Source organism: Geothrix fermentans DSM 14018, assembly GCF_000428885.1.
Lineage (GTDB): Bacteria > Acidobacteriota > Holophagae > Holophagales > Holophagaceae > Geothrix > Geothrix fermentans.
This window is the reverse complement of record NZ_AUAU01000008.1, coordinates 139,935-159,449: the sequence shown is the minus strand read 5'-3', so window position 1 is coordinate 159,449 and position 19,515 is coordinate 139,935. Positions and strand designations below refer to the sequence as shown.

Genomic DNA, 19,515 nt, shown 5'->3' with positions numbered 1-19,515 from the left:
GAGTCTCCATACGGAAGCGTATGGCATCATGCGGCGCCGGTCCTGGCCCTGTCAAGCGGGCGGGGAATCAGCCGATGACGCGGTTCCGGCCCTCGGCCTTGGCCTGGTACAGGGCCTTGTCCGCCCGGGCCAGCAGCTTCTCGAGGGTGTCCCCGACGCCCTCCCAGGTGGCCAGGCCGATGCTGAGGGTCACGCGGTCGTTCTGGGGGAGGCCGGGCAGGGGCTCCAGGGCCACCAGCTCGCGGAGCCGCTCCGCCAGGGCGCGGATGCCCTCCATATCCGTCTGGGGGCCGTAGGCCAGGAACTCCTCGCCGCCGATCCGGCCGAGCTGATCCACCTTGCGCAGGGCGAAGGACATGCGCTGGGCCATGACGCTCAGCACCTGGTCTCCGACGGCGTGGCCGAAGCGGTCGTTCACGGCCTTGAAGTGGTCCAGGTCGATGAGCATCAGGGAGAGGCTCTGGCCGAAGCGGCCGCACTGGTCCACCTCGATCCTCAGCATGTCGAGGACGTGGCGGCGGTTGAACAGCCCGGTGAGAGGGTCGCGGATGGCCTGGTGGTAGAGGCGGAGGCGGGAGTCCTCCAGGGTGAGGAGGCGGCCCAGCTCCTCGTTGGCGATCTCGAACAGGCGCTCGTACTCCTCGACGGAGCGGCGCTCGGCGAAGAAGCCCAGGGCGCCCACGGCGGGGTAGCCGGGCATGAGGGCGGGCAGCACCCGCATCACGGGGTCCCGGAGGGCCCGGCGGCGCTCGTCGCCATCGTCGGCGGGATGCCAGCGGCATTCGAAGGGGGCCTCGGCGGGCGCCAGCTGGAGGATGCCGGCCTCGAGGGCCTTCCGGTCCTCCTCCGTGGCTGAGGCGCCGTGGACGCCGTGGCAGAGGATGCCCTCCTCGCCCATGTAGGACACCAGGACGGCCCCGGGGAGGATGAGCTCCTGGAGGATCTCGATGAAGCCGCGGATGAGGCGCAGCGTGTCGTGCTCCACGGTGTAGAGCCGGGAGATGGAGTCGCGCAGGGCCGTCTCCACCACCCGCTGCTCCAGGGCCAGGGCCAGGCGGCGCTGGATGGCGTCCACGCCGAAGTTCTCCTGGGCCAGGCGGGGCGTGCCCGGGAGGGGGCGCAGGCGGTCCGTCTGCTCCACGAGGGCGGCGGCGGCCTCCACCACATGGTCCAGGTCCCGCCCCTTCACGAGGAAGCGGTCCGCGCCGCAGGTCTTGGCCCAGAACCGCGCCAGGCCCACGCCCTGGGCCGTCAGCAGCAGCACGGGCAGGTTGCGCGTGGCCCGATCGTCCTTCAGCAGGCGGCAGAGCTGGTAGCCGTCCAGGAGGGGCATGACGCAGTCGCTCACCACCACGTCGGGGCACTCGGTGGCGAGGACGATGAGGGCCTCGGCGCCGTTCTTGGCCTCGAGGGTGGTGTGCCCGTGCCGCTGGAAGAGGTGGTGCAGGAGGCTCAGCTGGATGGGATTGTCGTCCACCAGGAGCACCTGGAGCGTCTTCGTGGCCTTGGGAGCGGCAATCGTCATGGGATCCAGCGTCAGATGGGAGGAAAGCCCGATGGGGCGGAGCTGGGGACCCTCCCGGGGCCAGACATGGGATGCTGGACTGGGAGGTTGCCCCATGATGGCCACCGTCGGGTGGAAAGAACAGAGAAAGGTGAGTCCGTGGATGCACCCCTGATGTTGGCCCTGGGCCGGGCCTGGCTCCGGGAACGGGGGGAGCTCCCCGTGGAGGCGGTCTGGGCCTCCGGCCGGGCCCTGGGCCTGCGCTGGGCGGGCCGGAAGGCCGCCGAAGGCTGGGTGCTGGCGCTCCAGCCCAAGCCCGAGCTCTGGCTCCTGGAGGCGGCCCACCCCGCCTGGGCGCGCCTCCAGGCCGAGGCTCCGAAGGACAGCGGGAAGCTCTGGGGCCCCTGGCTCCAGGGGGCCCGCCTGAAGGCCGTGGAGGGCGATCCCCGGGAGCGCTGGCTGGGCCTCGTCTTCCAGCGGCGGGCCATCACCGGGCGGCTGGAGACCTTGCGCCTGGCCTTCCAGGCCATCCCCGGCCGGGCGGGGATCCGGGTGGACGGGGTGGACGTCCAGGCCCCGCGGCTGGGCCTGGGCTCCCCCTTTCCCGCCGCGGCGCCGGAGCCGCAGGAGGACCCGCCCCCCTTCCGCCGCTGGCGGGAATGCTGGGGAGCCGAGCTCGACCGGGCCCTGGCCGGGGAGATTCCCGAGGTGCTGGAAGGCGAGGGCGGCCTCCTGGACCGGCACCGCGCCTGGTCCGCGGCCCGGGCCGAGGCGCTGATCCTGGAGCCCGCCCGGGCGGCGGCGGAGCGCAAGCGCCAGGCGGAGGCCGGACGGATGGAGCGCCTGGCCCAGGCCCTGGCCCGGGACCGGGCGAAGCACGAGGCCGTGCGGCCCCTCAAGGCCCAGGCCCAGAGGCTGTCCGCCGAGCTGTACCGCCTGAAGGGAGCCACTGGCGAGGCTGTGCTGCTGGACGGGACGCGGATCCTCCTGCCCGAGGGGCGCAGCGCGGAGTCGGCGGTCCAGGCCTGGTTCGCCGCGGCCAAAAAGGCCGAGCGGGGCCTGGCGCGGGTGCGGGAGCTGGAGGCGGAGCTGGCCCGCGAGCGGGCCGCCTGGGCGAAGCGCATGGAGGCGGAGGCCCTTGCGCCGGAGCCGCCCCCCGCGGGACAACGGAAGGTGAAGGACGCGGCGAAAGGCCAGGGGACGAAGCGCATGGGCGGAGCGGAGGCGAAACGCAAGGACGGCAAGGGCGCGGCCTTCCGCAGCGTCATGGTGGACGGCTTCGAGGTGCTCATCGGCAAGGGCGACGCCGAGAACGACCAGCTCACCTTCAAGGTGGCAGACAACACCGACTTCTGGCTGCACGTGGCCAGCGTGCCCGGCAGCCACGTGGTCATCCGCAACCCCGACAAGCTGAGCGACCTGCCCCGCCACGTGCTGGAGCGCGCCGCCGAGCTGGCCGCCTACCACAGCAAGGCCCGGGACGGCGGCAAGGTGGAGGTCCACCTGGCCCGCATCGCCGACATCAGCAAGCCCCGCGGCTTCGCGCCAGGCAAGGTGATCCTTAAAAAATGGACGGGGATCCGCGTCTACCCCAAGCCCTAGATTCCGTGCGGAATTCCGGACGGATTCCGGGCCCGTTCCGGGATTCCGCACAAAGCCGGAACCGGCCCGGAGGAGCGCCCCTTCATAAATACAGATAAATGGGTCATCTATATAATTCCGGATGGCTCCTGCCCCGGGGCACGGGCCTTGCCCTGAGGGGCCGGGGGCCCGGTGGCCTCCGTCGAACCCTCCGGAGCGCCCATGGATCCCCAGCCCCCGTCCTTCATCAAGAAATACGCCCTGTGGTTCGCCTTCGCGGCGCTGCTGGCCATCGTGCTCATGCCCACGCCCGAGGGCCTGCCGGTGGCGGGCAAGCGGATGCTGGGCATCCTGGTCTTCTCGGTCATCGTCTGGATGACGGAGACCGTGTCCTACCCCGTGAGCGCGGCGGTCATCGTCACGCTGATGGCCTTCCTCCTGGGCTCGGCGCCCAGTGTGGCCGATCCCACGAAGATCCTCGGCACCAATGGCGGCCTGGGCATCGCCCTGGGCGGCTTCAGCAACACGGCCTGGGCCCTGGTGGCGGGTGCGCTGTTCCTGGCGGCGGCCATGACCCGCACGGGCCTGGACAAGCGCATCGCCCTGGTGGTGCTCTCCAAGATCGGCGCCCGCACCAACCGCGTCCTCATGGGCGTGATCTTCGTGGGGTTCCTGCTCAGCTTCTTCGTGCCCAGCACCACGGCCCGGGTGTCCTGCCTGGTGCCCATCGTCATGGGCATCATCCTGGCGTTCGGCGTGGAGCGGCGCAGCCGCTTCGCCGGCATGATGATGATCGCCACGGCCCAGGCGGACAGCCTCTGGAACGTGGGCATCAAGACTGCCGCGGCCCAGAACATGGTGGCCGTGAGCTTCATCCAGAAGCAGCTGGGGGTGGACATCACCTGGCTGAAGTGGTTCATCGCGGCGGCGCCCTTCTCCGCGATCATGTCCGTGGTCCTCTACTTCGTGCTGATGAAGATGATGCCCCCCGAGACCGACGAGATCGCGGGCGGCAAGGAGGCCGTGGCCAAGTCCCTGGCGGAGCTGGGGCCCATGCGTACCGAGGAGAAGCGCCTGCTGGTGACCTCCCTGCTCCTGCTCTTTTTCTGGACCACGGAAAAGGTCCTGCACCCCTTCGACACCTCCACCACCACCATCGCCGCCATCACGTACATGCTGCTGCCCCACGTCGGCGTCATGAGCTGGGAGGACGCCCAGAAGCGCATCCCCTGGGGCACCCTGGTGCTGTTCGGCGTGGGCATCAGCCTCGGCTCCGCCCTGCTCTCCACCAAGGCCGCGCCCTGGCTGGCGAAGCTCATCGTGGGCGCCTTCGGCCTCCAGACCGCCCCGGCCCTCATGATCCTGGCGGTGCTGTCCATCTTCCTGATCGTCATCCACCTGGGCTTCGCCAGCGCCACGGGGCTGGCGGCCGCCATGATCCCCATCATCATCTCGGTGCTCCAGAGCGTGAAGACGCCGGGCCTCAACGTGGTGGGGATGACGATGATCCTCCAGTACGTGGTGAGCTTCGGCATGATCCTGCCGGTGAACGCCCCCCAGAACATGATCGCCTACGGCACGGGCACCTTCGAGGTGAAGGACTTCGTGAAGACGGGCATCCCCCTCACCATCGCGGCCTACCTGCTCATCCTCCTGATGGGCGCCACCTACTGGAAGTGGCTGGGCCTCGCCTGAGGCGGGCACGCCCGCAGGCCGGGCCCGGAGTTCCTGGTACGCTTCCGGCATGGCGAGCCCCGCGATGACGCCAGCCCCCCAGGTTCCCGCCGCCAGGAGACGCATGGCCGTCCTCCTGGCGGCGCTGGGCCTGGCGGTGTGCGGCCTGGCGGGGTGGGGCCCCCGCCAGCTCGTCCTCGCGCGCCAGCTGGGAACCCTGGGCGGGGAGACCCAGCGCCACCTGGAGTTCTACCGGCTCAGCCTCGAGTCCGTGCTGGCCAAGAACGAGTCCCTGCCACGGATCATCACGCTCGAGGCCCGGCTGCGGGATCTGCTGGCGCGCCCCCGGGATCCCGCGCGCCTGGCGGAGGCCAACGGCTACCTCAAGGAGATCCGCCGGACGGCGGGCATCTCGGAGACCTTCCTGCTCGACCGGGAGGGGCTCACCCTGGCCTCCAGCAACGCCGGCGAGCCGGGGTCCTTCGTGGGAAGGAGCTACGCCTACCGCCCCTACTACACCGAGGCCATGGCCTCGGGCTTCGGCCGCTTCTACGGCATCGGCGCCACCACCTGGATCCCCGGCTACTTCCTCACGGCGCCCATCGACACGGCCGCGGGCCGCGTGGGCGCCGCCGTGGTGAAGGTGTCCCTGGACGACTTCGAGGCGGCCCTGCTGACGAGCGGCGACGCGGTGCTCCTGGCGGACGCCTCCGGGGTGGTGTTCCTCACCTCCGTGCGGGACTGGAAGTACCGGACCCTCCAGCCCCTGGACGCCGCGACCAGGGAGGCCCTCCGCCAGTCGCACCAGTACCACGACCTGGAGCTGAAGGCCCTGGATACGGGGCTGCGCCTGGGCCCCGGCACCTCCTCCGCCCGAGTGTCCCTGGCGGGAGGGCGGCCCCAGGACGTTCTGGTGCAGTCGAGCCCCGTGGGGCACCTGGGCTGGCACCTCATGCTGCTCAAGGGCACCCGGCAAGAGCGGCAGAGCGCCCTGCTGGCGGGCATCGCCGCGGCCTTCGCCACGGCCTTCCTGCTCTCCCTGGCTACCTACGGGCGCCTGAACCGGAAGCGCTTCCGCGAACGGCGGGAGGCCGCGGCCGCGCTCCGCCGGGCCCACGAGGATCTGGAGCACCGCATCGCCGAGCGCACCAGCCACCTGGTGGAGACCAATGCCTCCCTGGAGGACCGGGTGGAGGCCCTCAAGCGCACCGAGGCCATCCTGCGGGAGACCCGGGATGACGCCGTCCAGGCGGGCAAGCTGGTGGTGCTGGGCCAGATGTCGGCGGGCATCAGCCACGAGATCAACCAGCCCCTCACGGCCCTGCACACCTTCACGGACAACGCCTCGGCCCTGCTGGACCGGGGCCGCCTGCCGGAGGTGAAGGAGAACCTGGGGCTCATCCGCGAGATGGCGGACCGCATGGAGCACATCGTCCGGGAGATCAAGACCTTCGCCCGGCGCTCCTCTGCGGAGCTGCGCGCCACGCCCGTGGAGGCCGCCTTCCACCAGGCGCTCATGCTGGTGGAGCCCCGCAGGCGGGGGCTGGGCGCGGAGATCGTCCTCCGCCCAGGGCCTCCGGGCCTGAAGGTGCTGGTGGACCCCCTCCGTTTCGAGCAGGTGCTCCTGAACCTCCTCCGCAACGCCCTGGATGCCGTGGCGGAGCGGGAGGACCGGCGCCTCACCCTCGAGGCGGGGGAAGACGCCGGCGGCGTGCGGATCCGGGTGGCGGACAGCGGGGCCGGCCTCCCGCCGGAGGTGCTGGCCCGGATCTTCGATCCCTTCTTCACCACCAAGCCCGTGGGGCAGGGGCTGGGGCTGGGGCTCGCCATCTCGCGCATGATCATGGAGGAGTTGGGCGGGCGCATCGAGGCCCGGAACTCGGAGGAAGGCGGCGCGGAGTTCACGCTGTGGCTGCGGAGGGGCGATGACTGAGGCGGGTCGGGAGGAGGCGGGGCCCCTGACGGTCTGCCTCATCGAGGATGACGAGGCCGTGCGGCGCGGCTGCCAGCAGGCCATGCACCTGGCGGACATGGAGGTCCAGGCCTTCCGGGACGTGGAAAGCGCCCTGGCGGCTCTGGCGGAGGCGCCGCCGGCAGTGGTGGTGAGCGACGTGCGGCTGCCCGGGCGCTCCGGCCTGGAGCTGCTGGAGGAACTGCACCGGAAGGACCCGGACCTCCCGGTCATCCTGATCACCGGCCACGGCGACGTGACCATGGCGGTGGAGGCCATGCGCGCCGGGGCCTACGACTTCATCCAGAAGCCCTTCCACTCCGAGCGGCTGGTGGATGTCACCCGCCGCGCCCTGGAGAAGCAGGCCCTGGTGCGGGAGAACCGCCGCCTGCGGGAGCAGCTGGGCAGCCTGGGCGCCAAGCCCCTCATCGGGCGCTCCGAGGCCATGCAGAAGGTGCGCCGCTCCATCGCGGCCCTGGCGCCCACGGACGTGGACGTACTGGTGCTGGGCGAGACCGGCACGGGCAAGGAGGTGGTGGCCCGCGCCCTCCACGCCCAGAGCGGCCGCAAGGGGCCCTTCGTGGCCCTCAACTGCGGCGCCCTCCCGGAGTCGGTCTTCGAGAGCGAGATGTTCGGCCACGAGCCCGGAGCCTTCACGGGCGCCACCCGGCGCCGTATCGGCAAGGTGGAGTACGCCAACGGCGGCACCCTCTTCCTCGACGAGATCGAATCCATGCCCCTGGGCCTCCAGGTGAAGCTGCTCCGCGTGCTGCAGGAGCGCAGCGTGGAGCGCCTGGGCAGCAACGCCTCCATCCCGGTGGACGCGCGCATCATCGCGGCCACCAAGGTGGACCTCAAGCAGCTCTCGGACCAGGGCGCGTTCCGGGCGGACCTCTACTTCCGCCTGAACGTGGTGAGCATCGAGCTGCCGCCCCTGCGCCAGCGCCTGGGCGACCTTCCGGCCCTGATGGCCTACTTCTTGGCCCAGGCCGCGGCCCGCTTCAACCGCGAGGTGCCGGCCTGGGACGAGCTGGACCTGGTCCGCTGGCAGCAGTACGACTGGCCGGGGAACGTGCGCGAGCTGAAGAGCGCCGCCGAGCGGATCTGCCTGGGCGTGGGCGACGGCCTGGAGGCCGCCCGCCCGGCCTCCGCCTCGCTCTCCGCCCGCCTGGAGGTCTACGAGCGGGGCCTCATCCGTGAGGCCCTGCGGAGCGCCAAAGGCCAGGTGGCCGCCGCGGCGGACCTCCTGCAGGTGCCCCGGAAGACGCTCTACGACAAGCTCGCCCGCCACGGGCTGGATCCGGACCTCTTCCGCTGACTTACTCCGCCTTCACGGCGAAGGGCTTGAAGCCGGCCTTCTTCAGCTTCTCGGCGGTCTTGTCGATGGTGGCCCGGTCCGCCGGCCGGCTGAGGCGCACCTTCAGCTGGCCCTTCTCCTTGAGGGTGGAGGTGGCGAAGCCCGCAGCCTTGGCCCTGTCGGCCACGCGCTTGGCCTCCGTGGCATCGGCGGTGGCCACCAGCTGGAGGGTCCAGGCCCCGGCGGAGGCGGGCTCCGTCCTGTGCTCTGGCTTGGGCTCCGCTTTGGGTTCCGGGGCAGGGGCGGTGGCATCCACCCGCGGCGTGGCCACGAGCTTGTCGGGGCCCTCGCCCTCGAAGATCTTGAGCTGGTCCAGCAGCGGCTCGGGAAGGTCCTTCAGCTCCTCCTCCACGCCCCGCTGGGCCGGACGGCGCAGGGCCGCGCCCTGCTTGCCCACCTGGACGCCCAGGACGAAGGCCAGGGTCACCAGGCCCACGCCCACGCCCGCCACCCAGAGGATGGACTGGCTGCCGATGCTGATCTGGTCGCGTGGAATCATCGCGGCTCCAGCCTAACGCCTTCGAGCAGCGCGGCGAACTGGGCTCCGGAGCTGGCGGGTCCCGTGACGAGGACGCGATCCGCCGGCTCCAGCAGGGCCGCCGCCAGCAGCTGGCCGCCGGACCCGCCGAACTCCCCCCAGAGGGCCTTGGGGAAGCGCGCGGCGGGCCAGTCCCCGTGGGCCGCGGCCAGGCGGGCCTCCAGGACGTCCAGGCGGTCCAGACCGTTGCTGCCGCCGATCCAGCGGGTGGGGGGGGCCTGGTCCAGCGCGTGATCCAGCGCCTGATCCGCCGCCGCGCCCAGGGCCCGGGCCCGCTCGTCCACGCCGTCTCCGGCCGCGGACCGGCTGGCCAGGGCGCGGAGGAAGGCCCTGGGCCGGGCGCCGCGGGCCTCGGCGCGGTCCCGGGTTTCCAGCAGGAAGGCCTGGGCCCCTTCGCCCGGCAGGAAGCCCCGGCCGGAGCCGATGGCGGGATCGCCGTGGCGGGCCAGCAGGCGGGCCCCGCCGCAGATGTCCAGCAGCAGGGGGAAGAGGCCGTCCGCCCCCAGGACCAGCGCGGCGTCCGCCAGGCCGGCGCGCAGCCAGCGGGCGGCCTGGTCCAGGGCGGCGAAGGTGGCGTTCTCCCGGTCCACGAAGGTCGCGCTGGGGCCCTTGAGGCCGAAGGCCAGGGCCAGGTGGCCGCTGGCGGCGTTGGCCACGGTGTTGGGGAAGAGCAGGGGCGAGGCCCCCTCGGGCCCCCGCTGGAGGTAGGGGCGCATGAAGGCCTCGCTGGCCTCGCTACCCCCGCTCATGGTGCCCACGGCCACGGCGATGCGGTCGCCCATGGACTCCAGATCCAGGCCCGCATCCCGGAAGGCCTGATGGGCCGCCACCCAGCTGAAGCGGGAGGTCCGGTCCAGGCGCCGCAGCTGCATGGGCGGGATGATGCCGGCGGGGCTGAAGGCCGTGCAGGCGGCGCCCCGGCCCGTGCCCAGGGCCTCCGGTAGGTCCGCGAAGCAGGGGCGCCCCGCGTCGAAGCTGGCCCGGGCGGCCTCCACGCCATCTCCGCAGGGCAGCACCAGGCCGAGGCCTGTGAGGGCGAGATCGTGGCTCATGCCCCGTCCCAGCGGCGCAGGGCCAGCGACACGTTGTTGCCGCCAAAGGCGAAGGCATTGACCAGAGCCGCTCTGATCTTCCGCTCCTTGGCCACCAGCGGCGTGCAGTCCAGGTTGCAGGCAGGATCCGGGTCCTCCAGGCGCAGGGTGGGGCTCACGGTCTGGTCGCGGATGGCCAGGATAGCCGCGGCGGCCCCGAAGGCCCCGGCGGCGCCCAGGGTGTGGCCGAACTGGCTCTTGGTGCTGGTGACGGAGATCCGGTCCGCCGCCGCGCCCAGGGCCCGGCGGATGGCCAGGCACTCGGCCCCGTCGTTGGCGGGGGTGGCGGTGGCGTGGGCGGAGACGAGGTCCACTTCGGCGGGATCCAGCCGGCCCGTGCGGAGGGCCATGGCCATGGCCCGGGCGGCGCCCTCGCCCTCGGGGTGGGGGGCCGTGGCGTGGTGGGCGTCCATGCTGGCCCCGTAGCCCAGCACCTCGGCGTAGATGACCGCTCCCCGGGCCCGGGCCCGGTCCAGGGGTTCCAGCAGGATCTGGACGGCCCCCTCGCCCAGGTTCAGGCCGGCCCGGTCCCGGCTGAAGGGACGGCACTTGGCGGCATCCACGGCCTTCAGGCTGGAGAAGCCGGCGTAGGTGGTGCGGCAGAGGCTCTCGGCGCCCCCGGCCACGGCCAGGTCCAGCTCCCCGGCGGCCAGGCGCTCCCAGGCCTGGCCCAGGGCCAGCAGGCTCGAGGAGCAGGCGTTCATGACTGTGCCCCGGGGGCCCTCGGCGCCCAGGACCAGGGCCAGGGCATCGGTGACGGTGCAGGGGCTCTGGTAGGCGGGTTCGGCCGCCCGGCCGCGACGCCCGGCCAGCCGATCCTCTAGGTAGGCCTCTGCCACGGGCAGGCCGCTGGTGCCCGCGCCCTGGAAGACGCCGATGCGGGCCGGGTCGCCGCCGGGCCGGAAGCCGTCCAGGGCCTCGTCCAGGGCCCGCAGGGCGGCCACCTCGCAGAGGGTCCGGTGCCGTGCGGGCGCCAGGGGCACCTGGCCCACGATCTGGGCGGGCTCGGCGGGCAGGTCCAGGCGGGTCAGGGGGCCCAGGCCATCCCTGCCTTCGAGCATGGCGGCCCAGGTGCCCTCGCGGTCCAGGGCCAGGGGGCTCACCATGCCGAGGCCCGTGACCACCACGCGGGTCACAGGCGCTTCACCAGGAGGGAGGCGGTGCAGAGCTCCCGGCCCTCGCAGCTTACGGCGCCCCGCAGCTTCATCAGCCCGGCGAAGGCGCCCTCGGGGGCCACCTCCAGGCGGAGCCGGTCCCCGGCCCGTGCCGGGGCCGGGAAGCGCGCCTCCCGCACCCCGGCCAGGAAGATGTCAGCTCCGTGGAGGGACTCCGCCTCCAGGAAGCCGCCGGCCTGGGCCAGCATCTCCAGGAGCAGGAAGCCCGGCAGTCCGGCCTCCTCCCCGGTGAGGAGCTTCTCGGCCACCACGCGCGCGCCGGGTTCCCGCTCCAGGATCCGGTCCACCAGCAGGAGGGGACGGCGGTGGGGCAGGTGGGCCGGAATGTCCATGGGGCGGCTTCAGACCTTGGCGTGCTCGGCGATGAAGTCCGTGAGCGCCTGGACGGACTTGAAGGCCTTCATGCCCGCGGCCTCGTCCTCGATCTTCACCCCGAAGACCTGCTCGATGCCCAGCACCAGTTCCAGGGCGTCGATGGAATCGAGCCCCAGCCCCTCCCCGAAGAGGGGGGCCTGGTCCTCGATCTGGTCCGGGGTCATGCCCTCGAGCTTGAGGCGCTCGATGATCATCTCTTTGACGCGCAGCTTCAGGTCGCTCATGGCCATCCCGGCAGAATGGTGGGGAGATTGATTCTATCCCCAACCGGCGGGCCCGGTGGGGTTGTGATATTGGCACGGTTTCGTGACCGGCAAAGGGCGCTAAGCTGGATCCTCGCGGAACCCTCCGCCCGAGAGCGCCATGGCCCATCCCGCATCGCCCTTCCTGCCGGTCCTGATCCTGCTGCTGGTCGCCGCCGTGACGGCCATCGCCATCCTCGTACTGTCAGGCAAGGTGCTGCCCCTGCTCAAGCCCAACAACCCGCAGGAGGCCAAGCTCCGGCCCTACGAGTGCGGCGTGCCCGCCCAGCAGACGGGGGCCCGGCACAAGTACTCCGTGAAGTTCTACCTCACGGCCATGCTCTTCATCCTGTTCGACGTGGAAGCCGCCTTCCTGCTGCCCTGGGCCGTGACCTACAAACAGGCCCTCTGGACCTTCGCGGCCATGCTGAGCTTCATGGCCACCCTGCTCGTGGGTTTCATCTACGCCTGGGGCAAGGGCGCCTTCGAGTGGGAGCGCTGACATGGCCGAGATGAATATCAACGATGCCGTGCTGACCACGCGCCTGGACGCGGTGGTCAACTGGGGCCGCAAGAACAGCCTCTGGCCCATGCCCTTCGGCACCGCCTGCTGCGCCATCGAGTTCATGAGCATGCAGGCGTCCAAGTACGACATGAGCCGCTTCGGCGCCGAGGCCATGCGCTTCAGCCCCCGCCAGAGCGACATGCTGATGATCCTGGGCACCGTCACCAACAAGATGGCCCCCGTGCTGCGCACCATCTACGCCCAGATGGCCGAGCCCAAGTGGGTGATCTCCCTGGGCGTCTGCGCCAGCTCCGGCGGCATGTACCGCACCTACGCCACCCTCCAGGGCGTGGACCGCATCATCCCCGTGGACGTCTACGTTCCGGGCTGCCCGCCCCGCCCCGAGAGCATGCTCTACGGCGTGATGAAGCTGCAGGAGAAGATCGAGAAGGAATCCCTCTCCATGCGCAAGGACCACATCGCGCGCTTCTACGAGAGCCTGGCCCGGCAGGACGCCCTCCAGGCGGAAAAGGGCCTCACAGGCCAGCAGACCATCCGCGAGATGCTGCTGGACGCGGCCGGGCAGGGCGCCGGGACCATCTTCTAGGCTGGGGAAGACCATGATCATCGAGCACATCGACGCACAGCTTCCCGGCGCGATCACCGACCGCCACGACTTCCGGGGCGACCAGACCATCGTCATCGCCCGGGAGAACCTGCTTCCCCTGGTGGACATGATCCACCGGGAGGGCTTCCAGCTCCTGGTGGACATCACAGCCGTGGACTGGCCGGAGCGTGAGGCGAGGTTCGACGTCGTCTACCACTGGCTCAACCTGGCCAGCCAGGAGCGCCTGCGGGTGAAGGTGCCCGTGGCCGAGGGCGAGGCCGTGCCCAGCCTGACCAGCCGCTTCAAGACCGCCGACTGGTTCGAGCGCGAGGTCTTCGACCTCTTCGGCATCCGCTTCGAGGGCCATCCCAACCTGAAGCGCCTGCTCCTCTGGGAGGACTTCCCGGGCCACGCGCTGCGCAAGGATTTCCCCCTGGATGGCGGCGACCCCTTCTGCATGGAAGGCGTCACCGCCCCCTACAACGACGGCGAACGGGCCCGGGGCTGAGGACTTTATGACCATGGAATCCATCGCCCTGACCCAACAGCAGTCCGACGGCGATCACATGATCGTCAACTTCGGTCCTTCGCACCCCACCACCCACGGCACCCTGCGCATCGTCCTCGAGCTGGAGGGCGAGACCATCGTCAAGGCCACGCCGGAGATCGGCTACCTCCACCGCGGAGTGGAGAAGCTGGGCGAGAGCCTCAGCTACCAGCAGTTCATCCCCCTCACGGACCGCCTGAACTACTGCAGCTCCATCATGAACAACGTGGGCTACGCCTGCGCCGTGGAGAAGCTGCTGGGCATCGAGGTCCCCAAGCGCGGGCAGCAGATCCGCGTGCTGGTCTCCGAGCTGGCGCGCATCGCCGACCACATCGTGTGCGTGGGTGTGAACGCCGTGGACATCGGCGCCTTCACCGCCTTCCTCTACCTCTTCAAGCAGCGCGAGACGGTCTACGACCTCTTCGAGCTGGCCGCGGGCCAGCGCATGCACACCAGCTTCACCCGCATCGGCGGGCTCTTCCGCGACATCCCGGACGAGTTCGTGCCTCTCACGGAGCGCTTCCTGGTGGAGTGCGGGGAAGCCGTGGACGAGTGCGAGCGCCTGCTCACCCACAACCCCATCTGGCATGACCGCACCAAGGGCGTCGGCGCCATCAGCGCCGAGGACGCCGTGAACTGGGGCTACACGGGCCCCTGCCTCCGCGCCGCCGGCGTGCCCCAGGACCTCCGCAAGGCCCAGCCCTACCTGGGCTACGAGACCTACGACTTCGACATCCCCGTGGGCACCACGGGCGACGTGTTCGACCGCTACCTGGTGCGCATCGAGGAGATGCGCCAGAGCCTGCGCATCATCCGCCAGGTGCTGGACCGCCTGGAGCCCGGCCCCGTCACCGTGGACGATCCCAAGGTGGCCCTGCCGCCCAAGGAGAAGGTCTACACGCGGATGGAGAGCCTCATCCACCACTTCAAGCTCATCATGCACGGCATGGAGATGCCCGTGGGCGAGGTCTACAGCGCCACCGAGGCCGCCAATGGCGAGCTGGGTTTCTACCTCGTGAGCGACGGCGGCAAGAACCCCTACCGCATCCGGGTCCGTCCCCCCTGCCTCCCCATCTTCAGCAGCTTCGAGGACCAGGTGAAGGGCGGCCTGATCGCTGACGCCGTCGCCGTGCTTGGCGCGATGAACATCATCGCGGGCGAGCTGGACCGCTAAGGCGCCAAGCACCGCAGCGGGCGAAGCCCGGTGCCGGGCTGGGTGCCATGAGGACGAGCGAAGCGAGTCCCACGGTGCCGCAGGCACCGCCCGAAGGGCGAGGCGCAGCGCGCCGAGTGAGCATCATCGCGGGCGAGCTCGACCGCTAAGAAATGCAAAGGAGCACCACCAAGACGCCAAGGCACCAAGAAAAGAAAGCGGTTCTTGGTGCCTTGGTGTCTTGGTGGTGAGATTGTTCTACGAGGGCCGGAGGGCCTCCAGCTGGGCGCGGTAGTCGTCCCGCAGGCGCTCCAGCATGGCCAGGAGCTGGGTGCGCTCCTCCACCGTGAGGCAGCGGTCCACCTGCTGGCTGAGGGCCTGGTGGCGGTCGTGCATCCGGGCCTCCAAGGCCAGGCCTTTGGCCGTGATCTGCACCCGGCTGCCCCGGCGGTCGGCGGGATTCTCGCAGCGCTTCACCAGGCCCCGGGCCTCCAGGCGGTTCACCAGGCGGGGCACGTCCGCGAAGCGGTAGATCATGCGGCAGCGGATGTCCTTCACCAGGTAGCCGTCCTTGCCGCCGCCCTTGAGGATGCGCAGCACGTTGAACTGCTGGTCGGAAAGGTCCTCCGGCTCGTAGAGAGCCTGGTCGAAGAGCCGCGCCACGTACTCCCGGGTCAGGAGGAGGGCGAGGGCGACCTCGTGGCCGGGATCGAGGGGCTTGGTGATCTGGAGTTCTTCCTGGATGTGCATATGCTTGCTTCCTGCTGGATCCAGTTTGACAGGATTTCATGGAAAAAGATGTTGCAACTCATTAAAATCGGCCTAGACTGATTTGCATGGTTAAACACCTATTTCTCGGAGGTCCCATGCGACACCCCTTCCGCGTCCTGCTCGCGTCCCTGGCGCTGGCGTCCCTGCCCGCCCTGGCTGGCGAGGACACCTACAAGATCGACCCTGTCCACAGCGAGGTGAGCTTCAAGGTCAGCCACCTGCTCGCCAAGGTCAGCGGCCGCTTCACGAAGTTCGAGGGGACCATCAAGGTGGACACCGCGGACATCACCAAGTCCAGCGTGGCCGTGACCATCGATGCCAGCAGCCTCACCACGGACAACGAGGCCCGGGACAAGCACCTCAAGTCCCCTGATTTCTTCGATGTGGCCAAGTACCCCACCATCACCTTCAAGAGCACGGCCGTGAAGGAAGTGGCCAAGGGCAAGCTGGAGATCACCGGCGACTTCACCCTGCACGGCGTGACCAGGCGCATCACCTTCCCCATCACCAACGCGGGGACCCAGCCCGGCATGACGCCTGGCAGCGTGGTGGCCGGCTTCGTGGACGGCGCCCTGACCCTGAACCGCAACGAGTACGGCATCAAGACCTTCCCCGGCGTCGTCGGCGAGAGCGTCGCCATCAGCCTGAACGCCGAAGCGGGCAAGGTCGTGCCCGCCGCGAAGAAGTAAGGGGAATCCATGAGCGAGACTTTCCCGAAGGTCGCGGCCAAGAGCCCGGCTGTCCTGGATCTGGAGCCCGGCACCTACTGGTGGTGCTCCTGCGGCCTCAGCTCCAAGCAGCCCTTCTGCGATGGGGCCCACAAGGTGACCTCCATGACGCCCATGAAGGTGGAGATCCTGGAGGCCGGCAAGAAGGCGTTCTGCCAGTGCAAGCAGACCAAGACCGCGCCATTCTGTGACGGAGCGCACTGCGACCTCTGATCCCCGGACGGAGGCCGCGATGGGAGCCGCCGGACCCGGTCCGGCGCCTCCTTTTTTGCGCCTGCGCGGCGGCTCCGGCCCTGTCAGGAGCGATGGGTTCGGCTAAACTGGCCATTCATGCGAGCGCGCCCATGAACCATCCTCTGCCTCCCGAGACCTCGAACGAGCCCCTGGCGCCGGGCCAGCGGCTTCCGGAATCCGAGCGAAAGGAATTCAGTCCCGAGGCCCTGGCGGAGATCCAGGCCATCATGGCCAAGTTCCCCGACAAGCTCGCGGCCACGCTGCCGGCCCTGCACATCGCCCAGCGCGAGTTCGGCTTCGTGAGCCTCTCGGCGATGAAGGCCGTGGCGAAGGCCATCGGCATCCCCGAGGGCCACGTCTTCGGCGTGGCGACCTTCTACACGATGTACCAGAAGGCCCCGGTGGGTAAGTTCCACCTGCAGGTCTGCACCAACATCAGCTGCGCCCTGCGCGGCGCCGCCCAGCTGCTGGAGAAGGTCTGCGAGAAGACTGGCGTGAAGCCCGGCCAGGGCCCCAGCGCCGACGGCATGTGGAGCGTGGAGGAGGTCGAGTGCCTCGCCGGCTGCGGCAGCGGCCCCTGCGTGCAGGTGAACCACGACGTCTACGACGAGTTCGTGGACGAGAAGAAGCTCCTCGATGTGATGGAAGCCTGCAAGCGCGGCGACTACCGCCCCTGGGCGAAGTAGGGGGAATCCATGGCAGCCATTCGAACCAAGCCCGATCCCCAGATCTACACGTTCCCCGGCTTCGGCACGGACAAGTTCCCGAACTTGATGCTCCGCGGCGCGGGGGACCTGGACAACTGGCACCTCAAGGTCTACGAGCAGAAGCACGAGGGCTACGTGGCCATGAAGGCCGCGCTGAAGCTGGAGCCCGTGGCCGTGGTCGAGGAGATGAAGGCCTCCGGCATCCGGGGCCGCGGCGGCGCCGGCTTCCCGGCGGGCCTCAAGTGGTCCTTCATGCCCAAGGACACGCCCGAGCGTAAGTTCACCCGCTACCTGGTGTGCAACGGCGACGAAGGCGAGCCCGGCACGTTCAAGGACCGCGCCATCCTCGAGTACAACCCGCACCAGCTCATCGAGGGCATGATCATCGGCGGCTGGGCCATGCAGTGCAAGCTGGGCTTCGTCTACATCCGCGGCGAGTTCCTCTGGCTCATCGAGAAGCTGGAGGCCGCCATTCAGCAGGCCCGCGACGCCGGTTACCTCGGCAAGAACATCCTGGGCACGGGCTGGGACTACGACATCCTGGTCTACCGCGGCGCCGGCGCCTACATCTGCGGCGAGGAGACGGCCCTGCTGAACTCGCTGGAGGGCCGCCGCGGCGAGCCCCGCGTGAAGCCGCCCTTCCCGGCGGCCAAGGGCGCCTTCGGCCAGCCCACCACCGTGAACAACGTGGAGACCCTGGCTGCGGTTCCCCCGATCATGCGCATGGGCGGCGCCGAGTACGCCAAGCTGGGCACCCCCAAGAACACGGGCACCCGCATCTTCGGCGTCAGCGGCCATGTGAAGCGTCCGGGCCTCTTCGAGCTGCCCCTGGGCACGCCCATGGACTTCGTGGTCAACGAGCTGGCGGGCGGCTCCAGCACCGGCAAGAAGATCAAGGCCATCATCCCCGGCGGCGCCAGCGCCCCCATGTTCGACGAGAAGGACTTCGACTGCCCCCTGGACTTCGATACCGTGAAGGCCCGCGGCTCCATGGCCGGTTCCGGCGGCCTCATCTGCATGGATGAGGACACCTGCATGGTGCAGGCCACCCTGCGCCTCATCAAGTTCTACGCCCATGAGAGCTGCGGCCAGTGCACGCCCTGCCGTGAGGGCTGCAACTGGATGGAGATGGTGCTCTACCGCATCGAGCACGGCCAGGGCCGCATGGAGGACCTGGACCTGCTGGCCACCCTCACCCCCCGCATCGGCCTGCGGACCCTCTGCCCCCTGGGTGATGCCGCCTGCGGCCCCATGGATTCGGCCCTCCAGAAGTTCCGGCACGAGTTCGAGCATCACATCACCCATAAGACCTGCTACGCGCAGGGCTCGCGGCTGCTGTCGGCGGTGGGGGCGCACTAGCTTTCCTTCCGTCATCTCCTCAGAAAACGGGCGCCCTCGGCGCCCGTTTTCTGAGCATGGATAATGGCCCATGCGTCCCCTCCTGCTCCTCGTCCTCACCGCGGTCCTGTCGGCCCAGGACGCCTTCCTGGTGAAGCCCTACCTGCAGCTGGGGGATGCGCCGAAGCTCGCCGCGAAGGAGCGCCTGGATCTGCTGTGGCACGCGGAGGACCGCGACGCGGCCTGGAGCGTGGAGGTGAAGGGTCCCCGGGGCTGGGTGGCGCAGGCCGCGCCGGCCTACCGGCGCCTCGACGCCCCGCCCCTGCCGGCCCACCGCATCTACCGCGCGACGCTGCGGAACCTGACGCCCGGCGTGAAGGTGCCCTACCGGGTGAAGCTGGAGGGGAAGGTGGTCTTCGAGGCGGAGGCGCAGGCCCGGCGCCCCGGCGCCCATCGCATGGTGGTATTCGGGGATGCCGCCGATGGCTCCGCCGCCCAGCAGGCCCTTGCGAAGGCCGTGGCTGGCGCGCATCCGGATGCGGTCTTCATCGTGGGGGATCTGGTCTACGGCCGGGGCCGCGCCTCGGAGTACCGCACCCACTTCTTCCCCGTCTACAACGCGGAGGGGTTCCCCCTGATGCGGTCCGTGCCCTTTCTGGGCGTACCCGGCAACCATGACGTGCCCTTCAAGGGCCTGGGGGACGCGGCCGCCTACTTCGCCTACTGGTCCATGCCCCTCGACGGGCCCGCCCTGGAGCCCGGCGGGCCGAACGCCGCGCCGATGGTGGCCGGGGTGCACGATGCCGTGGTGGCTGCCGCGGGTCCCGCCTTCCCGCGCATGGCCAGCTACAGCTTCGACTATGGCAACGTCCACTGGACGGTCCTGGACTCCAACGTCTACGCGGACTGGACGAGCCCGGCCCTGAAGGCCTGGCTGGAGGCCGACCTGAAGGCCGCGCAGGGCGCCACCTGGCGTATCGTGGCCCTCCACCACCCCCTGTTCCAGAGCTCCCGGAGCCACATGGACGACCAGTGGATGCGGCCCATCAGCCCCCTCCTCGAGCAGTACGGCGTGGACCTGGTGCTGGCCGGCCACGTCCACAACTACCAGCGCACCGCGCCCCTGCGCTTCAGGCCCACGAAGGTGGGACCCAGGAGCAGGCCCGTGGAGGGGGCCTTCACCGTGGACGAGGCCTTCGACGGAAAGACGGCCACGCGCGCCAGGGGCGTCATCCACATCGTCACCGGCGCCGGCGGGGCGGAGCTCTACGACCCCTGGCAGACGGAGGTGCGGGCGAGCTGGCAGCCCTGGACCCGCACCTTCATTTCCGACCGGCACTCCTTCACGGTGCTGGACGTGGCCGGCCGCGCCCTGAAAGTGCGCCAGCTCGACCCCGAGGGCCGCGAGCTCGACCGGATCACGCTCACGAAGTGATT

At 70.2% G+C, this 19,515-nt stretch carries 20 protein-coding genes; 13 read left to right on the top strand and 7 right to left on the bottom strand.

Features of this window, described 5'->3' with window-relative positions:
* Window positions 1-67: 67 nt before the first annotated feature.
* The gene (locus tag G398_RS21860) at window positions 68-1,525 is read right to left on the bottom strand and encodes a GGDEF domain-containing response regulator (protein WP_052571315.1); all 1,458 of its coding nucleotides are present in this window, start codon (window positions 1,523-1,525) and stop codon (window positions 68-70) included.
* 138 nt (window positions 1,526-1,663) lie between these two features.
* Here G398_RS21860 and G398_RS21855 point away from each other — a divergent pair, with 138 nt between their 5' ends.
* The 4 genes from G398_RS21855 (at window position 1,664) to G398_RS0103485 (ending at window position 8,028) form a co-directional block, all read left to right on the top strand.
* Window positions 1,664-3,106, top strand: coding sequence for an NFACT RNA binding domain-containing protein (locus G398_RS21855; protein WP_211229035.1), 1,443 nt, complete (start codon window positions 1,664-1,666; stop codon window positions 3,104-3,106).
* A 201-nt stretch (window positions 3,107-3,307) separates the two neighbouring features.
* Window positions 3,308-4,780 carry a DASS family sodium-coupled anion symporter gene (locus G398_RS0103495; RefSeq protein ID WP_026852565.1) on the top strand — a complete coding sequence of 491 codons (1,473 nt, stop codon included), beginning with the start codon at window positions 3,308-3,310 and terminating at the stop codon, window positions 4,778-4,780.
* A 103-nt stretch (window positions 4,781-4,883) separates the two neighbouring features.
* On the top strand, window positions 4,884-6,692 hold the full coding sequence (locus G398_RS0103490) for an ATP-binding protein (protein WP_157492267.1): 1,809 nt from the start codon (window positions 4,884-4,886) through the stop codon (window positions 6,690-6,692).
* Entirely contained in the window at window positions 6,685-8,028 is a 1,344-nt protein-coding gene (locus G398_RS0103485; protein WP_043483345.1) for a sigma-54-dependent transcriptional regulator, read from the top strand. Before G398_RS0103490 ends, G398_RS0103485 begins: the two co-directional genes overlap by 8 nt.
* Window position 8,029: 1 nt before the next feature.
* Here the strand turns inward: G398_RS0103485 and G398_RS0103480 are convergent, their stop codons facing one another.
* Genes G398_RS0103480 through G398_RS0103460 form a run of 5 tightly spaced genes read right to left on the bottom strand, consistent with a single transcriptional unit; the run spans window position 8,030 to window position 11,470 of the window.
* Window positions 8,030-8,566: an SPOR domain-containing protein gene (locus G398_RS0103480; protein ID WP_026852562.1), complete on the bottom strand. Its 537-nt coding sequence runs from the start codon at window positions 8,564-8,566 to the stop codon at window positions 8,030-8,032.
* On the bottom strand, window positions 8,563-9,657 hold the full coding sequence (locus G398_RS19210) for a beta-ketoacyl synthase N-terminal-like domain-containing protein (protein ID WP_052571313.1): 1,095 nt from the start codon (window positions 9,655-9,657) through the stop codon (window positions 8,563-8,565). The genes G398_RS0103480 and G398_RS19210 overlap by 4 nt, the downstream gene beginning before the upstream one ends.
* Entirely contained in the window at window positions 9,654-10,832 is a 1,179-nt protein-coding gene (locus tag G398_RS0103470; protein ID WP_026852561.1) for a beta-ketoacyl-[acyl-carrier-protein] synthase family protein, read from the bottom strand. The genes G398_RS19210 and G398_RS0103470 overlap by 4 nt, the downstream gene beginning before the upstream one ends.
* Window positions 10,829-11,203 (bottom strand): 3-hydroxyacyl-ACP dehydratase FabZ family protein, encoded by a 375-nt coding sequence (locus G398_RS0103465; RefSeq protein WP_026852560.1) that lies wholly within the window; start codon window positions 11,201-11,203, stop codon window positions 10,829-10,831. The genes G398_RS0103470 and G398_RS0103465 overlap by 4 nt, the downstream gene beginning before the upstream one ends.
* Before the next feature lie 9 nt (window positions 11,204-11,212).
* On the bottom strand, window positions 11,213-11,470 hold the full coding sequence (locus G398_RS0103460; protein WP_026852559.1) for a phosphopantetheine-binding protein: 258 nt from the start codon (window positions 11,468-11,470) through the stop codon (window positions 11,213-11,215).
* A 139-nt stretch (window positions 11,471-11,609) separates the two neighbouring features.
* On the opposite strand from G398_RS0103460, the gene G398_RS0103455 reads away from it, so the two are divergent.
* Genes G398_RS0103455 through nuoD form a run of 4 tightly spaced genes read left to right on the top strand, consistent with a single transcriptional unit; the run spans window position 11,610 to window position 14,321 of the window.
* The gene (locus tag G398_RS0103455) at window positions 11,610-11,990 is read left to right on the top strand and encodes an NADH-quinone oxidoreductase subunit A (protein WP_026852558.1); all 381 of its coding nucleotides are present in this window, start codon (window positions 11,610-11,612) and stop codon (window positions 11,988-11,990) included.
* A gap of 1 nt (window position 11,991) precedes the next feature.
* Window positions 11,992-12,600: an NADH-quinone oxidoreductase subunit NuoB gene (locus G398_RS15940; RefSeq protein WP_026852557.1), complete on the top strand. Its 609-nt coding sequence runs from the start codon at window positions 11,992-11,994 to the stop codon at window positions 12,598-12,600.
* Between the two features lie 13 nt (window positions 12,601-12,613).
* Window positions 12,614-13,108, top strand: a complete 495-nt coding sequence (locus G398_RS15935; RefSeq protein WP_052571310.1) for an NADH-quinone oxidoreductase subunit C — start codon at window positions 12,614-12,616, stop codon at window positions 13,106-13,108.
* 13 nt (window positions 13,109-13,121) lie between these two features.
* Window positions 13,122-14,321: an NADH dehydrogenase (quinone) subunit D gene (nuoD, locus tag G398_RS0103440; RefSeq protein ID WP_052571326.1), complete on the top strand. Its 1,200-nt coding sequence runs from the start codon at window positions 13,122-13,124 to the stop codon at window positions 14,319-14,321.
* Between the two features lie 237 nt (window positions 14,322-14,558).
* Here nuoD and G398_RS21850 read toward each other — a convergent pair whose 3' ends face one another.
* On the bottom strand, window positions 14,559-15,050 hold the full coding sequence (locus G398_RS21850) for a MarR family winged helix-turn-helix transcriptional regulator (RefSeq protein ID WP_052571308.1): 492 nt from the start codon (window positions 15,048-15,050) through the stop codon (window positions 14,559-14,561).
* 116 nt (window positions 15,051-15,166) lie between these two features.
* Between G398_RS21850 and G398_RS0103425 the strand changes: the two genes are divergently transcribed.
* The 5 genes from G398_RS0103425 to G398_RS0103405 all read left to right on the top strand — a co-directional run bounded on the left by G398_RS0103425 (window position 15,167) and on the right by G398_RS0103405 (window position 19,513).
* Window positions 15,167-15,760: a YceI family protein gene (locus tag G398_RS0103425; RefSeq protein ID WP_026852555.1), complete on the top strand. Its 594-nt coding sequence runs from the start codon at window positions 15,167-15,169 to the stop codon at window positions 15,758-15,760.
* Between the two features lie 9 nt (window positions 15,761-15,769).
* A complete protein-coding gene (locus G398_RS0103420) occupies window positions 15,770-16,012 on the top strand; it encodes a CDGSH iron-sulfur domain-containing protein (RefSeq protein ID WP_026852554.1) in 243 nt (80 codons plus the stop codon).
* A gap of 131 nt (window positions 16,013-16,143) precedes the next feature.
* The gene (locus G398_RS0103415) at window positions 16,144-16,719 is read left to right on the top strand and encodes an NADH-quinone oxidoreductase subunit NuoE family protein (protein ID WP_052571306.1); all 576 of its coding nucleotides are present in this window, start codon (window positions 16,144-16,146) and stop codon (window positions 16,717-16,719) included.
* 9 nt (window positions 16,720-16,728) lie between these two features.
* Window positions 16,729-18,099: an NADH-quinone oxidoreductase subunit NuoF gene (gene nuoF / locus G398_RS0103410; protein ID WP_052571304.1), complete on the top strand. Its 1,371-nt coding sequence runs from the start codon at window positions 16,729-16,731 to the stop codon at window positions 18,097-18,099.
* Between the two features lie 70 nt (window positions 18,100-18,169).
* Entirely contained in the window at window positions 18,170-19,513 is a 1,344-nt protein-coding gene (locus G398_RS0103405; RefSeq protein WP_026852551.1) for a metallophosphoesterase, read from the top strand.
* The last annotated feature ends 2 nt before the right edge of the window (window positions 19,514-19,515 follow it).

Excerpts from the sequence above, each read along its gene's own strand:
- G398_RS21860 (WP_052571315.1), bottom strand. The coding sequence starts at position 1,525 with ATGACGATTGCCGCTCCCAAGGCCACGAAGACGCTCCAGGTGCTCCTG.
- G398_RS0103495 (WP_026852565.1), top strand. The coding sequence starts at position 3,308 with ATGGATCCCCAGCCCCCGTCCTTCATCAAGAAATACGCCCTGTGGTTC.
- G398_RS0103490 (WP_157492267.1), top strand. The coding sequence starts at position 4,884 with ATGGCCGTCCTCCTGGCGGCGCTGGGCCTGGCGGTGTGCGGCCTGGCG.
- G398_RS0103485 (WP_043483345.1), top strand. The coding sequence starts at position 6,685 with ATGACTGAGGCGGGTCGGGAGGAGGCGGGGCCCCTGACGGTCTGCCTC.
- G398_RS0103480 (WP_026852562.1), bottom strand. The coding sequence starts at position 8,566 with ATGATTCCACGCGACCAGATCAGCATCGGCAGCCAGTCCATCCTCTGG.
- G398_RS19210 (WP_052571313.1), bottom strand. The coding sequence starts at position 9,657 with ATGAGCCACGATCTCGCCCTCACAGGCCTCGGCCTGGTGCTGCCCTGC.
- G398_RS0103465 (WP_026852560.1), bottom strand. The coding sequence starts at position 11,203 with ATGGACATTCCGGCCCACCTGCCCCACCGCCGTCCCCTCCTGCTGGTG.
- G398_RS0103460 (WP_026852559.1), bottom strand. The coding sequence starts at position 11,470 with ATGAGCGACCTGAAGCTGCGCGTCAAAGAGATGATCATCGAGCGCCTC.
- G398_RS0103455 (WP_026852558.1), top strand. The coding sequence starts at position 11,610 with ATGGCCCATCCCGCATCGCCCTTCCTGCCGGTCCTGATCCTGCTGCTG.
- G398_RS15940 (WP_026852557.1), top strand. The coding sequence starts at position 11,992 with ATGGCCGAGATGAATATCAACGATGCCGTGCTGACCACGCGCCTGGAC.
- G398_RS15935 (WP_052571310.1), top strand. The coding sequence starts at position 12,614 with ATGATCATCGAGCACATCGACGCACAGCTTCCCGGCGCGATCACCGAC.
- nuoD (WP_052571326.1), top strand. The coding sequence starts at position 13,122 with ATGGAATCCATCGCCCTGACCCAACAGCAGTCCGACGGCGATCACATG.
- G398_RS21850 (WP_052571308.1), bottom strand. The coding sequence starts at position 15,050 with ATGCACATCCAGGAAGAACTCCAGATCACCAAGCCCCTCGATCCCGGC.
- G398_RS0103425 (WP_026852555.1), top strand. The coding sequence starts at position 15,167 with ATGCGACACCCCTTCCGCGTCCTGCTCGCGTCCCTGGCGCTGGCGTCC.
- G398_RS0103420 (WP_026852554.1), top strand. The coding sequence starts at position 15,770 with ATGAGCGAGACTTTCCCGAAGGTCGCGGCCAAGAGCCCGGCTGTCCTG.
- G398_RS0103415 (WP_052571306.1), top strand. The coding sequence starts at position 16,144 with ATGAACCATCCTCTGCCTCCCGAGACCTCGAACGAGCCCCTGGCGCCG.
- nuoF (WP_052571304.1), top strand. The coding sequence starts at position 16,729 with ATGGCAGCCATTCGAACCAAGCCCGATCCCCAGATCTACACGTTCCCC.
- G398_RS0103405 (WP_026852551.1), top strand. The coding sequence starts at position 18,170 with ATGCGTCCCCTCCTGCTCCTCGTCCTCACCGCGGTCCTGTCGGCCCAG.